The organism is Pseudactinotalea suaedae, from assembly GCF_009733815.1.
Classification (GTDB): Bacteria; Actinomycetota; Actinomycetes; order Actinomycetales; family Beutenbergiaceae; genus Pseudactinotalea; species Pseudactinotalea suaedae.
In genome coordinates this window covers 12,901-29,482 of the sequence record NZ_WNXY01000009.1, presented here as the reverse complement: position 1 = coordinate 29,482, position 16,582 = coordinate 12,901, and the positions used below count along the sequence as shown (strand labels likewise).

Annotated in this window: 12 protein-coding genes; all 12 read left to right on the top strand. The window is 73.0% G+C overall.

Annotated features, from left to right (window positions below; translation table 11 throughout):
* Window positions 1-6: 6 nt before the first annotated feature.
* Entirely contained in the window at window positions 7-1,320 is a 1,314-nt protein-coding gene (locus GPA04_RS14960) for an ABC transporter substrate-binding protein (RefSeq protein ID WP_156225009.1), read from the top strand.
* A gap of 114 nt (window positions 1,321-1,434) precedes the next feature.
* A complete protein-coding gene (locus tag GPA04_RS14955) occupies window positions 1,435-2,592 on the top strand; it encodes an ADP-ribosylglycohydrolase family protein (RefSeq protein ID WP_156225231.1) in 1,158 nt (385 codons plus the stop codon).
* On the top strand, window positions 2,589-3,950 hold the full coding sequence (locus GPA04_RS14950) for an ADP-ribosylglycohydrolase family protein (protein WP_156225008.1): 1,362 nt from the start codon (window positions 2,589-2,591) through the stop codon (window positions 3,948-3,950). The genes GPA04_RS14955 and GPA04_RS14950 overlap by 4 nt, the downstream gene beginning before the upstream one ends.
* A complete protein-coding gene (locus tag GPA04_RS14945; RefSeq protein WP_156225007.1) occupies window positions 3,947-4,864 on the top strand; it encodes a ribokinase in 918 nt (305 codons plus the stop codon). Before GPA04_RS14950 ends, GPA04_RS14945 begins: the two co-directional genes overlap by 4 nt.
* Complete coding sequence (locus GPA04_RS14940; RefSeq protein WP_156225006.1) at window positions 4,861-6,786, top strand: SUMF1/EgtB/PvdO family nonheme iron enzyme; 1,926 nt, start codon at window positions 4,861-4,863, stop codon at window positions 6,784-6,786. Before GPA04_RS14945 ends, GPA04_RS14940 begins: the two co-directional genes overlap by 4 nt.
* Before the next feature lies 1 nt (window position 6,787).
* On the top strand, window positions 6,788-7,996 hold the full coding sequence (locus GPA04_RS14935; protein ID WP_156225005.1) for a CaiB/BaiF CoA transferase family protein: 1,209 nt from the start codon (window positions 6,788-6,790) through the stop codon (window positions 7,994-7,996).
* 97 nt (window positions 7,997-8,093) lie between these two features.
* Complete coding sequence (locus GPA04_RS14930) at window positions 8,094-8,936, top strand: HpcH/HpaI aldolase/citrate lyase family protein (RefSeq protein ID WP_156225004.1); 843 nt, start codon at window positions 8,094-8,096, stop codon at window positions 8,934-8,936.
* 211 nt (window positions 8,937-9,147) lie between these two features.
* On the top strand, window positions 9,148-10,806 hold the full coding sequence (gene kdpA, locus GPA04_RS14925; RefSeq protein ID WP_156225003.1) for a potassium-transporting ATPase subunit KdpA: 1,659 nt from the start codon (window positions 9,148-9,150) through the stop codon (window positions 10,804-10,806).
* On the top strand, window positions 10,803-12,818 hold the full coding sequence (gene kdpB / locus GPA04_RS14920) for a potassium-transporting ATPase subunit KdpB (protein WP_156225002.1): 2,016 nt from the start codon (window positions 10,803-10,805) through the stop codon (window positions 12,816-12,818). The genes kdpA and kdpB overlap by 4 nt, the downstream gene beginning before the upstream one ends.
* A gap of 1 nt (window position 12,819) precedes the next feature.
* Window positions 12,820-13,410: a potassium-transporting ATPase subunit KdpC gene (gene kdpC / locus GPA04_RS14915; RefSeq protein WP_156225001.1), complete on the top strand. Its 591-nt coding sequence runs from the start codon at window positions 12,820-12,822 to the stop codon at window positions 13,408-13,410.
* A gap of 4 nt (window positions 13,411-13,414) precedes the next feature.
* Window positions 13,415-15,904, top strand: coding sequence for an ATP-binding protein (locus GPA04_RS14910; protein WP_156225000.1), 2,490 nt, complete (start codon window positions 13,415-13,417; stop codon window positions 15,902-15,904).
* The gene (locus tag GPA04_RS14905) at window positions 15,901-16,575 is read left to right on the top strand and encodes a response regulator transcription factor (protein WP_156224999.1); all 675 of its coding nucleotides are present in this window, start codon (window positions 15,901-15,903) and stop codon (window positions 16,573-16,575) included. The genes GPA04_RS14910 and GPA04_RS14905 overlap by 4 nt, the downstream gene beginning before the upstream one ends.
* The last annotated feature ends 7 nt before the right edge of the window (window positions 16,576-16,582 follow it).

Below are 16,582 nucleotides of genomic sequence, written 5' to 3'. Positions count from 1 at the left end.
CACATCATGAAGAAGCGGCACGTACTCGCGGTGGCAATGGCTGCCACCGCGGCGCTCGCGCTCACGGCCTGCCAGCAGGGCAGTGCCACCGGAGGCGACGACGGCGACACCGGCGGTGGCGAGGGCGGCGGCGAGGAGGTCGTCAACCTCGAGTTCCAGTCGCTGTCCGACCAGCCCTTGGCCATGGAGGCCGTGCAGGGCATCGTCGATGACTGGAACGCCGAGAACCCGAACATCCAGGTCGAGCTCGTGCAGGCCGGCTGGGACGGCATCTACGACAAGCTGATCACGCAGTTCAACGGTGGCACGGCGCCCGACATCATCCACTACGAGGCGGCCAGCATCGCCCCGTTCGCGGTGGACGGATACCTCGCCGACCTCACCGACCTCATCGACCCGGCGTTCGCCTCCGACGTCACCGAGGGCATCTGGGAGTCCGTGACGGTCAACGAGGAGATCATCGCCTACCCCACGACGCTGCAGTCCTACATGGTGTTCGCCAACGTCGACCTCCTGGAGGCGGCGGGCGTCGAGATCCCCAGCGGCCCGACCATGACGTGGGACGAGCTGCGCGAGATCGCGCAGGCCACCACCACCGACGGCCAGTTCGGCCTGGGCTGGGGTCTGTCGAACCCGACCGCCACGTTCATGAGCCTGGGGCTCGGCTTCGACGGCGGCTACTTCGAGGGCAGCGGCAGCGACGTCACGATCGACGTCGGCGAGGGTGAGCTGGCTGTTCCCGAGGCGATCCACCAGATGACCTACGAGGACGCCTCCCTGGACCCGGTCTCGCTCACGCAGTCCGGCTCCGAGGTGCTGCCGGCGTGGTACGCCGGCCAGACCGCGATGACGGTGCAGGGCTCGTTCCGGGTCGCCAGCATCGGCACCGATGCCCCCGAGGGCTTCAACTGGGCCGTGCTGCCGCCTCTCGAGGGCTCGGTGAGCGCCGACCAGGCTGCGAACCCGCAGACCTACTCGGTGAACATCGACTCCGAGCACGTGGAGGAGTCGGCGCAGTTCCTCGACTTCTTCACCTCGACGGAGAACCTCGCGGCCCTCGCCTACGCCGACGCGCTCGTGCCGGCCTCGACCTCCGCACGTGACGCGCTCGCCGAGCAGACCGCCGACGAGACCGGGTGGGCCGAGGTGCTCGCCTCGGGCGACTCGCTGGTGGCGCCGCCGTTCCTGACGGTGGACGCGTACACGCAGTGGAAGGACACGGTCGCCACGCCTGCCTTCCAGCGCTTCCTGGCCGACGAGATCGACAGCGCGCAGCTGCAGGCCGACCTCACCGACGGCTGGGAGCAGGTCAACCGGTAGGACCGAGACCACGACGGCGTCCCGGTCGGGCCGCTCCGGCCTGGCCGGGACCCGTCGTCGGTGGTTGGCTGAGGCAGGTGTGCGAGGAGAGGATGCGACGAGGGCATGGGTGAGATGAGTAGCGCGACCGGGTTGGCCGATGCGGTGTACGGGGTGCTGGCGGGGGCCGCTGTCGGCGACGCGCTCGGTGGTGCGACGGAGGGCTGGACCCCCGAGCAGATCACCGAGCGGTGGGGCGGTCGCGTCACCGGTGTGGTGCCGCCGTACTACGAGAACTGGCGCACCGCGCGGCCGATCGCGCCCTATCACAAGGGCGACGGGCACGTCACCGACGACACCTTGATGACGCACGCGCTCATCGAGGTCTACGCCGAGCGGCGCGACCACCTCGACGCCTTCCACGTGGCCTCCGACCTGGTGCCGAAGATGATCGGCGAGCTGCGCTGGGTCCCCGAGCTCGAGGCGGAGGCGCTCATCCTGCAGCGGGTGTTCCTCGCCGAGAAGTGGATGGTCGCGAAGCTGCACTACGGTCACGTCGACCCGCGCGAGGCGGGCGTCGGCAACATCGTCAACTGCGGCGCCACGATGTACATGGCGCCGGTCGGGCTGGTCAACGCGGGCGACCCGGTGGGCGCGTACCGCGAGGCGATCGACATGGCCGGAGCGCACCAGTCCTCCTACGGGCGTGAGGCGGCCGGGGTCTTCGCGGCCGCGGTGGCGGCGTCGGTGACACCCGGCGCGACCGTGGGCTCGGTCATGGACGCGGTGCGCTCGCTCGCGCACGACGGGACCGCGGCGGCGATCGAGGCGGTGCTCACCGCCGTCGAGGAGACCGCCTCGGAGGACCTCGACGACGCCGCGATCGGCGAGGTGATCCGCGCCGCCGTCGCTCCCTACGACACGGTGGGGGAGACCTACAGGGCGCCCGCGATGGACGCGCGGCTCCCCTCACGCACCAAGTCGATCGAGGAGCTCCCTGCAGCGCTGGGCTTCGTGCTCGCCTACGACGGCGACCTCCGCGCCGCCGTGCTCGGTGCGGTCAACTACGGCCGCGACTCGGACTCGATCGCGACCATGGCCGGAGCGATCTGCGGTGGCCTGCACGGCGCCGCCGCGGTGCCGCGGGAGTGGACCGAGACGATCGAGACCGCGAGCAGGCTCGACCTCGGTGCCGTGGCCGAGACGATGACGACGGTGGTGCAGGACGTCCTCGCCGCTGACGCCGAGCGTGCACGCGCGCGGGCGAGCGTCATCGACGCCCTTCAGGCATGAGGCTGACCTGGGCCCAGCCGGAGGACCTCGTCGCCGCCGAGCTGGTAGCGCTGACCGAGCAGGGCGCGGACGCCGAGGCGCTTGCGGCGGTCCGGCAGCGATGGGTCGAGGCCGGCGGCTCGCCGGTGCTGCAGCCCTCCGGCGCCAGCGCGGAGCCCGCGCCGGCGTCGTTGCGTGCGTTGGCCCGCGACCTCCTCGACGAGCTGGCCACCCTGCAGCCGACCGATCCGGCCGAGCCCGACGGCTGGGACGAGATCGCGGCGCTGCTGCCGCCCGCACCGGTGCTGCCGCAGCGCACCTCGCTCGACCGCGTCAGCGGTGCCTGGACCGGGCGCGCAGCAGGCTGCCTGCTCGGCAAGCCGGTCGAGAAGATCCCGCGACAGGGCATCGAGGAGATCCTGCGGGCGACCGGTCGGTGGCCGCTCGACGACTGGTTCACCGCGGTGGGGCTCCCCGACGACGTCGCCGCGCGCTGGCCGTGGAACCGGCGCAGCGCGCCGACCTCGCTCGCGGAGAACATCGACGGCATGCCCGAGGACGACGACCTCAACTTCCCCATGCTCGCCCTCGACCTGCTGGAGCAGCACGGTGAGGCCCTGACCACGGACGACATCGCCCAGGGCTGGCTCGGCGCGCTGCCGGCCGGCCGGGTGTTCACCGCCGAGCGGGCGGCCTACCGCAACCTGCTCGACGCGCGGCCGGTCCCCGAGACCGCGACCCATCACAACCCGTTCCGGGAGTGGATCGGCGCGCTGATCCGCGCCGATGTTCTCGGTTGGGCGCACCCCGGTGACGTCCGGGCCGCGGCTCGGCTCGCGTGGGTCGACGCACGCCTGTCGCACACCCGCAACGGCATCTACGGCGAGCTGTGGGCGGCCGCGCTGTGCGCCGCCTCGCTGGTCGCCGACGACGTCACGCAGGTTCTCGACGCCGGTTCCGCCGTGGTGCCGCCCGGCTCCCGGCTCGCGGCGGCGATCGCGCTCGGACGCGAGCTCGGGGCCTCGGGCCGCGAGCAGGCCGACGCGCTCGACGTGCTGCACGCCGAGCTCGGCCACCTGCACTGGGTCCACACGCTGAACAACGCCGCCCTCATCGCCTACGCGCTGGAGTCCGGCCAGGGCGAGCTGGGCCCGTCGGTGGCGACCGCCGTCGTCGGCGGCTGGGACACCGACTCCGCCGGCGCCACGGTCGGCGCCGTGGTCGGTGGCCTGCGCGGGTCCGCGGCTCTGCCCGCCCGCTGGACAGAGCCGTTGCGCGGCGTGATCGCGACCTCGCTCCCGGGCCCTGCTGAGCGCGAGATCGCCGATCTCGCCGGACGCACCCTGGCGCTGAGCGGCGGCCGGGAGGGGCAGCGATGAGCGAGGAGCGGTCCGTCGTCGTCGTCGTCGGGAGCGCGAACGTCGACGTCGTCGCACGGGTGCCGCGGATACCGGGGCCGGGCGAGACGCTGCTGGCGACCTCGGTCGCGCGTGGCGCCGGCGGCAAGGGTGCCAACCAGGCCGTGGGGGCCGCCCGGGCCGGCGGTGCCCCCACCTGGTTCGTCGGTCGCCTCGGCGACGACGGCGACGCCGCCCTGCTGCGCGCCTCCCTCCTCGGCGCCGGCGTGGAGCTCGACGCGGTCGAGATCTCGTCCGAGCCCACCGGCACCGCCCTGATCTCGGTCTCCGACGACGGCGAGAACGCCATCGTGGTGGTCGGCGGTGCCAACGCCGATCTCACCTCGCTCTCGCCCACCCAGCTCGAGCGGATCGCCACGGCCGGCGTGGTGGTGGCCCAGCTCGAGGTGCCGCTGCCGACCGTGCTCGCCGCCGCGCAGGCACGCCGCCCCGGTGCGTCGTTCGTCCTCAACGCCGCCCCGTCGGCACCGCTCCCGGACGAGCTGCTGCGCGAGGTCGACGTGCTCGTCGTCAACGAGCACGAGCTCGCCGACCTCGTGCCGGGGCTCGAGCCGGAGGCGGCCGCGCAGCGGGTGCTGGGCCGGGTGGGCGCCGTCGTGGTGACGCTCGGCTCGCGTGGCTGCCTCGTGGTCGAGCAGGAGCGCACCACGCAGGTGGCGGCGCTCCCGGTCGCCGTGGTCGACACCACCGGCGCCGGTGACACGTTCTGCGGTGTCCTCGCCGCCCGGCTCGCTGCCGGCGACGACCTGGTGGAGGCAGCCCGATGGGGCTCGGTGGCGGGTGCGCTCGCCGTCGAGCGCCCCGGTGCCCAGGACGCTGTGCCGACCGCGGCCGAGGTCCGCGAGGCCCGCAACGTCCAGGGGGAGCCCTCATGACCGACCCCGCCGCCGCCTCGCCCCCGGTCGCCAGCTTCGACCCGCTGGTGCCGCGCCCGATCGACCTCCCGACGGCGGTGCCCGCCTCAGGCGATCTCGCCGCCCTGGACGAGGCCAAGATCTTCTCCGGACCCGCCTCGCCCGCGGACCGGCCGGCCTGGCGCGCCCGGCTGGCCGATTGGCGCGAGGAAGCCCGCCGCCGTCTCGACTACCGCGGCGAGGCGTACGAGGAGCCCGGCGCCGCGTGGGCGCAGCGATGCTTCACGGTGGCGCAGGTGTGGCTGTGGGACGAGCTGTTCTTCGACTTCGAGGAGCAGCGGTTCACGCCCGAGCGGTTCCTCGAGGACGCGCGCACGCGCTTCGGCGGCCTCGACGGGCTGGTGCTCTGGCACGCCTACCCGGTCATCGGGATCGACGACCGCAACCAGTGGGACTTCTACCGCGACGTGCCGGGCCTGACCGCCGTGGTGCAGACGCTGCACGAGCACGGCGTCGCGGTGTTCGTCGACTACAACCCGTGGGACGTCGGGACCCGTCGCGGCCGCGAGGACCGCGTGGAGCTGGCCGAGCTGGTGCGCGACCTCGGCGCCGACGGCGTCTTCCTCGACACGCTCAAGAAGGCCGACCCCGAGCTGGTCGCCGCGCTGCAGGAGGCACGCCCCGGGTTCGTGCTCGAGGGCGAGTCGAAGCTCGCGCTCGAGCGGATCTCCGACCACGCGGCCTCGTGGGCGCAGTGGTTCGCCGACTCCGAGGTGCCCGGTGTGCTCCGCGCCCACTGGTTCGAGCGCCGCCACATGCAGCACCACATCCGGCGCTGGCACCGGGACCACTCCGAGGAGCTGGCCTCGGCCTGGCTCAACGGGGTCGGGATCATGGTGTGGGAGGTCGTGTTCGGGGTCTGGGTCGGCTGGTCGGCCCGCGACGCCGCGACACTGCGCCGCATGCTGCCGGTGCAGCGCGGGTTCTCCGAGGCCCTGGTGCAGGGTGAGTGGACGCCGCTCGCCGACATCGGTGCCGCGGCCGAGGAAGCCCGGGTCTACGGGTCACTGTTCTCCCACGACGGGCTCGACCTGCTGCTCCTCGCCAACCGGTCCGACGTCGACGTCGCCGGGCCGCTGCCCGGCGACTGGACGCCGCTGCACACCGGCGGGGTTCCCGCGCGCGGGGTCGCCGCGTACGTGTCGATGCCCGACGGCGAAGACTCGCGCTGGCGGGAGGTCGTCGACCAGGTCCGTGGCGAGCTGAGCGACGTCGCGCACGAGCCCGACGCTGCCTTCCCGCACCGCCGCGCGCGGCGGTTGCCTGCGCCGGCGCCGACAGGGGCGAGGCGGGAGGACCTGGCGACGGCCGCCGTCGTGGTCCCCGCCGGTGAGCACGTGCTCACGGTGAGGTACCGGGCGCGGGAGACCGGGATGTACGAGGGCGCGCCGTACGTGGACGAGTGGAAGCCGCTGCCGCCGCGGCTGCACGACCAGCGCACGCTGGAGCGCGCGGTCACGCTGGCGCACGACGTGCGGGTGGCCACGCGCGAGGTGACGGTCAGCGAGATGGCGGAATTCCTCGGGACCGGCGAGCGTGGTGACGGCCCCGCGACCGGGGTCACGCTGGCGCAGGCGCGCGCCTACGCGGCGTCGGTGGGTGGGCGGCTGCCGACCGAGGACGAGTGGCAGCTGGCGGCTGGGCTGCCGGGGTTCGAGCGGCTGACGCCGGCGGTGTGGAGCTGGACCGAGTCCGAGCACAGCGACGGGCGTACCCGGTTCGTCATGCTCAAGGGCGGTTCCGAGCACCGCAGCGAGGGGTCCGACTGGTACACCGACGGCGGCGTCCGTGCCCCGGAGTTCAGCCTGAAGTTCCTGCTGCCGGGCCTGGGCGGGGACGCGTCGCCCTCGATCGGGTTCCGGGTCTGCTGGGAGGAGAGCTGAGATGACCGAGCACGACGAGGTGGCCCAGCCCGCGCTGGCCGGGCTCCGGGTGATCGACGCCTCGACGTTGTTCGCCGGGCCGCTCGCCGCGATGCACCTCGGTGACATGGGCGCCGAGGTGATCAAGGTCGAGCACCCGCGGCGGCCGGACCCTTCGCGCGGCCACGGGCCGAGCAAGGACGGCCAGAACCTGTGGTGGAAGACGCTGGGGCGCAACAAGCGTGCGGTCACGCTCGACCTGTCGAGCGCGGGTGGGCGCGAGGCGTTCCTGCGGCTGGTGGAGACGGCCGACGTGGTGGTCGAGAACTTCCGGCCGGACACGTTGGAACGGTGGGGCCTCGGGTATGAGGACCTCAGCGCGGTGAACCCCGGGCTGGTGCTCGCTCGGGTGACCGGGTTCGGGCAGGTGGGGCCCTACCGCCGGCGACCGGGGTTCGGCACGCTCGCCGAGGCGATGAGCGGCTTCGCCGCCATGACCGGTGAGGCCGACGGCCCGCCCACGCTGCCGCCGTTCGGGCTCGCCGACGGCATCGCCTCGCTCGCGACTGCCTACGCGGTGATGGTGGCGCTGCACGCTCGGGAACGGACCGGGCGGGGGCAGGTGGTGGACCTGGCGATCGTCGAGCCGATGATGGCGATGCTGGGCCCGCAGATCACCCGCTGGGACCAGCTGCGCACGGTGCAGCCGCGGCTGGGCAACCGGTCGTCGAACAACGCGCCGCGGAACACGTACCGGACGGCGGACGACCGCTGGGTGGCGGTCTCCACGAGTGCGCAGAGCATCGCCGAGCGGGTGCTGCGGCTGGTCGGGCGGCCGGAGCTGATCGACGAGGAGTGGTTCGCGACCGGCTCGGGTCGTGCCGCGCACGCCGACGAGCTCGACGAGGCGGTGGGCAGCTGGATCGCGGCACGCACGCGTGACGAGGTGGTCGCGGCCTTCGAGGAGGCGCAGGCCGCGGTGGCGCCGATCTACACGGCCGAGGACATCGCCGTCGACCCGCAGCTGCAGGCGCTGGGGACCATCCGGCGGATGGAGGACCCGGACCTCGGCGAGATCGCCGTGCAGGGTCCGCTGTTCCGGCTCTCCGAGGCGGACCCGGTGCTCGCGTTCACGGGGCGGGCGCACGGCGCCGACACCGACGAGGTGCTCGCCGAGCTCGGCTACGACGAGGCCGAGATCGCCCGGCTCCGCGAGGAGGGTGCGGCATGAATGCACCGACGTCGTCTCCAGATGCTCATGGCAACGTTCACATCGGCCGATTCGGCGATCTGGCGACGGCTTTGTTGCACCGGCCGAAGGTGACGCCATGAACGGCACGGCGCCGACACCGGTGCTGACGCTGCTCTACGTGCCGGCCGACCGGCCCGACCGGGTGGTGAAGGCGCTGGCCTCGGCGGCCGATGTGGTGGTGGTCGACCTCGAGGACGCCGTCGCTGCCGGGCACAAGGACGCGGCGCGGGCCTCGCTGGCCGAGGTGCTGGTGGGCGCGACGCGGCCGGTGCAGGTGCGGGTGAACGCCGTCGGGTCGCCCTGGTTCACGGCTGACGTGCAGGCGGTGCGCACGCTGGGCAGCAGCATCGGGATCCGCGTGCCGAAGGTGTCCGACCCGGACGGGGTGCGTGCGCTCTCGGCGATCCGCCGGCCGCTGCACCTGCTGCTGGAGTCGGCGCTCGGTCTCGAGCGGGCCTACGAGCTCGCGACGGCGAGCCCCGCCGTCAGCTCGATCGGGCTCGGCGAGGCGGACCTGCGCTCCGACCTGGGGATCGTGGGCGAGCCCGGGATGACGTGGGCGCGGTCGCGGCTGGTCGTCGCGGCCCGCGCCGCCGGGCTGCCCGCGCCCGCGATGAGCGTGTACCCGAACGTCCGCGACCTCGAGGGCCTCGCCGAGTCCTGCGCGCTGGGCCGCTCGCTCGGCATGCTGGGGCGGGCCGCGATCCACCCCGCCCAGCTGCCGGTGATCGAGAAGGCGTTCCTGCCGTCGCGGGAGCAGCTCGCGCGCGCCCGGGAGGTCGTGGAGCGCGTGGGCGAGGCGACCGCCGACGGCGCCGGCACCGTGGTGCTCGACGACGGCACCTTCCTCGACGTCGCGATGGTCGACGCCGCCCGCCGCACCCTGGCCCTCGCCGATCGGGCCGAGTCCGCCGGTTGAGCCCCGACCCAGGTCTCACCGCACTGTCGACCGCCACCCGGGGTTCACTCAGCCCCGGCGCCCGTTGAAGCACCTGAGCGCCGCGGAGCGCGCGCGCTAAGAACGCGTGAGGACGCGCTAGCGCGGCGTCAACGCCACACCGCCTGCACCGTCGCCGGCCGTTGGCTGGGGGCATGCCATACGTCAAGCACGGCCCGCCCGGAGGCCGATGATGTCGGACACGCTCGCCGGGCTGCTGACCATCGGTGCGGTGGTGCTGGTTCTCGCTGCCGTCTACGTCCCGCTGGGCGACTACATGGCCCGGGTGTTCGAGCGCACGAGCCACTCGCGTCTCGAGCGCGCCCTGTACCGCGTGGGAGGTGTCGATCCCGACGCCGAGCAGAGCCCGCGTCAGTATGCGGTCGCCGTGCTGGCGTTCTCCGGGGTCTGTGTGGTCGCGCTCATGGCACTGCTCATGGGCCAGGCCGCGCTGCCGATGTCGCGCGAGCTGCCCGGCGTGGGCTGGGACACGGCGCTGAACACGGCCGTCTCGTTCGTGACGAACACCAACTGGCAGTCCTACGCGGGCGAGAGCACGCTGGGCTTCACAGCACAGATGGCCGGGCTCGCCGTGCAGAACTTCCTGTCCGCGGCCGTCGGCCTCACGGTGGCCGTCGCGCTGGTGCGCGGCTTCACCCGCAGCCACGCCGGCACCATCGGCAACTTCTGGGTCGACCTCGTCCGCGGTACGTTGCGGCTCCTGCTCCCGATCGCCGTGCTCGGTGCGCTCGCGCTGATGGCGGGCGGCGTCGTCCAGAACCTCGCCGACACCACCGCGACCGGTGTCACGGGTGCGCCGGTGGTGGTCCCGGGCGGTCCGGTCGCGAGCCAAGAGTCGATCAAGCTGCTCGGCACCAACGGTGGCGGCTTCTTCAACGCCAACTCGGCACACCCGCTCGAGAACCCCACCGCGCTCACCAACCTGCTGCAGGTGCTGCTCATCCTCGTGATCCCGATCAGCCTCACGCGCACGCTCGGCACGCTGTTGGACAACCGTCGCCAGGCGCGCACCATCCTCGGCGTCATGCTCGGGCTGCTCGTCGGTGCGCTCGCGCTGACCACCTGGGCCGAGGTCACCGCCCAGTCGGACGCGGCGCGCGCGGCCGGGGCCGCCATGGAGGGCAAGGAGAGCAGGTTCGGGGTGTGGGCGAGCGCGTTGTTCGCGGTCGTGACCACCGGGACCTCGACCGGTGCCGTCAACGCCTCGCACGACTCGATGACCCCGCTCGGCGGTGGCGTCGTGCTGCTCAACATGCTGATCGGCGAGGTCAGCCCCGGCGGTGTCGGCAGCGGCCTCTACGGCATGCTCATGGTCTCGATCCTGACCGTCTTCCTGTGCGGCCTGATGGTGGGTCGTACGCCCGAGCTGCTCGGCAAGCGGATCGGCAAGCCTGAGATGACGTGCGTCGCGCTCTACACGCTCACCTCGCCGGTGCTCGTGCTGCTCGGCACCGGAGTGGCCATGGCGCTGCCACCGACCCTCGACGCGATGGGCAACCCCGGGCAGCACGGCTTCACCGAGGTGCTGTACGCCTACGCCTCGGCGGCGAACAACAACGGCTCGGCGTTCGGCGGCCTCACGGTCACCTCGACCTTCTTCCAGGTCACGCTCGCGATCGCGACGCTGCTGGGGCGGCTCGTGCCGATCGTGCTCGTGCTGATGCTCGCGGGCCGGCTGGCGCGCCAGGGCCTCGCGCCACGCACGTCCGGCACGCTGCCGACCGACGGCCCGCTGTTCGCCGGGGTGACGACGGCGGTCGTGCTGGTCGTAGGCGCCCTCACCTTCTTCCCTGCTCTGGTTCTCGGCCCTGTCGCGGAGGCGCTGTCATGACCACCCGTGAGTTCGCGCGCATGATGCTCGGCCAGCTGCCGGCCGCGCTCCGCAAGGTCGACCCGCGCACGCTCTGGCGCAACCCCGTGATGTTCGTGGTCTGGTGCGGATCGGTCGCGACGTCGGTCGCTGCGGCGCTCGACCCCGGGGTGTCCACGATCGCGCTGGCCGTGTGGCTGTGGTTGACCGTGATCTTCGGCAACCTCGCCGAGGCGGTCGCCGAGCGACGCGGAAAGGCACAGGCCGACTCGCTGCGCGCCACGCGCGCCGACACCACGGCACGCCGCCGGGCGCAGGACGGCACTCTCGAGCCGGTCGCGGCGACCGGGCTGGAGGTCGGCGACGTCGTGGTGGTCGAGGCGGGCGAGGTGATCCCCGGTGACGGTGACGTGATCGAGGGCATCGCCTCGGTCGACGAGAGCGCGATCACCGGTGAGTCCGCACCGGTCATCCGGGAGGCGGGCGGTGATCGCAGCGGCGTCACGGGCGGGACCACCGTGCTCTCGGACCGGATCGTGGTACGGATCACGACGGCGGCCGGCCAGACCTTCCTCGACCGCATGATCGCCCTGGTCGAGGGGACCAGCCGCCGCAAGACCCCCAACGAGGTCGCGCTCGAGATCCTCCTGCTGAGCCTGACCGCCGTGTTCGGCACGGTCGTGCTCACGCTGCCTCCGATGGCCTCCTACGCGGGTGCGTCGACGCCGCTGGTCGTGCTCGTCGCGCTGCTGGTGTGCCTGATCCCGACGACGATCGGCGCGCTGCTCTCCGCCATCGGCATCGCGGGCATGGACCGCATGGTGCAGGTCAACGTGCTGGCGATGTCCGGGCGGGCCGTCGAGGCAGCCGGTGACGTCAGCACGCTGCTGCTCGACAAGACCGGCACGATCACCATCGGCAACCGCGAGGCCGTGGACTTCCTGCCGCTCACCGGTGTGGGCGCCGACGAGCTCCGGGAGGCTGCACGGCTGGCGAGCCTCGCGGACCAGACCGCTGAAGGACGGTCGATCGTCCGGCTCGCCGATCGGCTGGCACCCGACGCCGCCGTCGTCGCCCTGCCCGCGGACGCACGGTTCGTCGAGTTCAGCGCCACGACCCGGATGTCCGGCGTCGACCTTCCCGGCGACGTCGAGATCCGCAAGGGCGCCGCGAGCGCCGTGCAGGCCTGGCTCGGCGCGACCGCGACGCACGAGCTGGAGGGCATCGTCGAGCGGATCGCCACCGACGGCGGCACGCCGCTCGTCGTCGGGCGCGCAGGGCCGCAGGGGCGCGTCGCGCTCGGCGTCGTCCATCTCAAGGACATCGTCAAGAGCGGTATGCGGGAGCGGTTCGAGCAGCTGCGACGCATGGGCATCCGCACCGTGATGGTCACCGGCGACAACCGGCTGACCGCCGAGGCGATCGCCAGGGAGGCCGGTGTGGACGATGTGCTGGCCGAGGCCACACCGCCCGACAAGCTCGACCTGATCCGGCGCGAGCAGGCGGGTGGTCGGCTGGTCGCCATGACCGGCGACGGCACCAACGACGCGCCCGCGCTCGCGGCGGCCGACGTCGGCGTCGCGATGAACAGCGGCACCTCCGCCGCCAAGGAGGCCGGCAACATGGTCGACCTCGACTCCGACCCGACCAAGCTGATCGACATCGTCGCCATCGGCAAGCAGATGCTGATCACGCGAGGCGCACTGACGACGTTCTCGATCGCGAACGACGTCGCGAAGTACTTCGCGATCCTGCCGGCCATGTTCATGGCCGCCTATCCCGCGCTGGCAGGTCTCAACCTCATGAGGCTGTCGACGCCGGAGTCGGCGATCCTGTCGGCCGTGGTGTTCAACGCCCTCGTGATCCTCGCGCTCATCCCGCTGGCGCTGCGCGGCGTGCGGTTCCGGCCCGGCACGGCCGAGTCCGTGCTGCGGCGCAACCTCCTGGTCTATGGGCTGGGAGGCCTCGTGGTCCCGTTCGTCGGGATCAAGCTCATCGACATGATCGTCTCGCTGCTACCTGGGATCGGCTGACATGCTCACCCACCTGTCTCGTCAGGGCGCTGTCGCGCTGCGGCTGCTGCTCGCGCTCACCGTGCTGCTCGGGGTCGGCTACCCGCTGACGCTGGTCGGTGCCGGTGCCCTCATGGGCGATCGAGCCGACGGGATGCCCGTGCGGGATGCGCACGGTCAGGTCGTCGGGTCGTCGTTGCTGGCGCAGCGCTTCGAGGGTGACCAGTGGTTGCAGCCGCGGCCCTCGGCGAGCGACTGGGACGCCCTGGCGTCCGCGCCGAGCAACCTCGGCCCCTCGAACGCCGAGCTGCTCGCGCTGATCGAGGAGCGCCGCACCGAGGTCGCCGAGCGGGAGGGGGTCGAACCCTCGCGGGTCCCGCCCGACGCCGTGACCGCATCCGGCTCGGGTCTCGACCCGCACATCTCGCCCGAGTACGCGGCGATCCAGGTGGCTCGCATCGCCCGGGCGACCGGTCTGACCGAGGCGCAGGTGGCGGCGCTCGTGGCCGCGCACACGCACGACCGGTTCCTCGGATTCCTCGGGCAACCCGTGGTCGAGGTCGTCGCCGTCAACGTGGCGCTCGCGGATCTGGTCGCCGCCAGGGAAGACTGAGCCGATGACTCGCGGACGGCTTCGCGTCTACCTCGGCGCCGCGCCCGGGGTCGGCAAGACGTTCGCGATGCTCGGCGAGGGCCGGCGGCGCCGGGAACGCGGGACCGACGTCGTCATCGGCCTGGTCGAGACCCACGACCGCCCGGAGACCGCGGCCGCGATCGGCGACCTGGAGATCGTGCCGCGCCGGGTGGTCGGCTACCGCGGCACCGAGCACTCCGAGCTCGACCTGGACGCGCTGCTGGCGCGGGCGCCGGAGGTGGCGCTGGTCGACGAGCTCGCCCACACCAACGTCCCGGGCAGCCGCAACGCCAAGCGCTGGCAGGACGTCGACGAGCTCCTGGATGCCGGCATCGACGTCATCACCACGGTCAACATCCAGCACCTCGAGTCGATCAACGACGTCGCGGCCGCCGTCACGGGTGTTCGGCAGCGGGAGACGGTGCCCGACACGGTGGTGCGGGCTGCCGACACGGTCGACCTGGTCGACATGAGTCCTCAGGCGTTGCGGCGCCGCATGGCGCACGGCAACGTCTACCGGCCCGAGCAGGTCGACGCCGCGCTGTCGCGATTCTTCCGCGAGGGCAACCTCGCGGCGCTGCGCGAGCTCGCGCTGCTGTGGCTGGCCGACCGGGTCGACGAGGGCATGGAGCGCTACCGCGGTCAGCACGGGATCTCCGAGATCTGGGCCACCCGGGAACGGATCGTGGTCGCGGTCACCGGCGGACCCGAGTCGGCGTCGCTGCTGCGCCGCGCGGCCCGCGTGGCCAGCCGCGGCTCGGGGGCCGAGTGGATGGCCCTCGTGGTCGCCGAGCGGGACGGGCTCACCGGCCTCAGCCCCGATCGGCTCGACGAGCTGCGGACCCTGACCGAGGAGCTGGGCGGCACCTGGCACGCGGTCGTGGGCGAGGACGCGGCAGGCGCGATCCTGTCGTTCGCGCGCGCCGAGGACGCCACGCTCGTGATCGTCGGTGCGACCAGACGCAGCCCGCTGGCGATCGCGCTGCGGCCGGGCGTCGGCGAACGTGTGATCTCGGGCGCGGGCGACATCGACGTGCTGGTCGTGACCCACGCGCTCGCCGGCGGCGCGGTGCGCCGCCGGCGTGACCGCCGAGGGCTCTCACGCCGGCGACAGCTGCTCGGCCACGTCTTCGCTGTGCTCGCGCCGGCCTCGACCGCCTGGCTGCTCGACCGAGCCCTCGCGGCGCACGCACTCTCGGTCGACGCCCTGGTGATGATGGCGGTGGTGGTGTCGGCCGCGCTTCTGGGTGGTGTGCTGCCGGCTGTCGTCGCCGCGGCGTCGAGCGCGATCCTGCTCAACCTGATGTTCACCGAGCCGCTGGGCACGCTGCGGGTCTCCGACCCGCAGCACGTGTTCACGCTCGTGCTGTTCGTCCTGGTGGGCGTCGCGGTCGCCTCGGTCGTCGACCGGGCCGCGCGGCTGGCCGCCCAGGCGCGCACCGCGCGTGCCGAGGCCGATGGTCTCGCCGTCGTCGCGCACGGGCTGCTGCACGCGGGCGCCGACGTCGACCGACTGCTGGCCGCCGCGGCCGAGCTCGTCGGCGCCACGGGGGTTGCGCTGGTCGAGACCGGAACTGGCGGACCGGTCGTGCGCTCCAGCACCGGCGATCCGCCCGAGAGTCCCGACGCCGCCGATCTCGCGGTCGAGATCGATGCGACCCGCACGTTGTGCGTGCGCGGCTCGAGTGGGGGCGTGGCCGACAGGCGCCTGCTCCAGGCCTACGCCGGCGGGATGCGCGTCGCGCTGGAGCGCCAGCGCGCGGCGCGCGCCGAGGCCGAGCACGCCGAGCTCGTCGAGGGCGAGCGGGTGCGGACGGCGCTGCTGGCTGCCGTCTCGCACGACCTGCGTTCTCCGCTGGCCGCGGTCAAGGCGGCGATCGCCAGCCTGCGCAACGAGGACATCGACTGGTCCGAGCAGGACCGTCACGAGCTGCTGCGCAGCGTCGCCGACTCGGCCGACCGGCTCGACGCGCTCGTGGTGAACCTGCTGGACATGAGCAGGATCTCGACGGGCTCGGTCGCCGCGCACCTGCTCGACGTCGACCTGACCGAGGTGGTCACGCGCGCGATCCGGCAGCTCGAGGGCAACGAACGCGTGCAGATCGATGTCGAGGACGTGGCCGTGCATGCCGACCCTGCGCTGCTGGAGCGCGTGCTGGCGAACCTCGTGGAGAACGCGCTGACGTACACGCCGCCGGCGACCCCGGTCGTGGTCGATGCCGCAGCGGCCGATGGCGTGGCTGTGGTGCGGGTCGTCGATCGCGGGCCCGGGGTGCCGGACGCCGACCGGGCGCGCTTGTTCGCACCCTTCCAGCGCCTCGGCGACGTCCCGGCAGGCGCGGGGGTCGGGCTCGGGCTCGCCGTCGCGCAGGGTCTGGCGCTCGCCATGGGCGGCACGCTGGGTGTCGAGGACACGCCAGGCGGCGGCCTCACCTTCCTCGTCGAGCTGCCGACCGCCCAGGAGGTGCCATGACCAGGGTGCTGACCGTCGACGACGACCCCGCGATCCTGCGGACGCTCGGGATCAACCTGCGCGCACGCGGCTACGAGGTCCTGGTCGCCTCCGACGGCAGGAGCGCGCTGCAGGCGGTGCGTGAGGATACCCCCGACGTCGTGCTGCTCGATCTCGGGCTCCCCGACGTCGACGGCGTGACCGTGCTGCGCACGGTGCGAGAGAACTCGGACGTGCCGGTGCTCGTCGTCTCGGCGCGGGCGGGCTCGGAGGACAAGGTCGAGGCGCTCGACCTGGGCGCCAACGACTACGTCACCAAGCCGTTCGACCTCGAGGAGCTGTTCGCCCGGCTGCGGGCCGCGACGCGGCACCTCGGAGCAGCCGGTCCGGTGATCGAGGTGGACGGGCTGCGGCTGGACGTCGGCGACCGCACGGCCTCGCGCGAGGGCCAGGCGATCCACCTGACCCCGATCGAGTGGGCGATCGTCGAGGTGCTGACGAGCAGACCGGGGCGGCTGGTGCGGCAGCGTGAGCTGTTGCAGAGCGTGTGGGGCCCGCAGTACTCGCACGAGACCAACTACCTGCGGGTCCACATGACCGCGATCCGCAAGAAGCTCGAGGCGGACCCCAAGCGGCCGTCGCTCTTCCGTACCGAACCCGGGCTCGGGTACCGCTACGTGGGTGGGCAGTGACGACCGG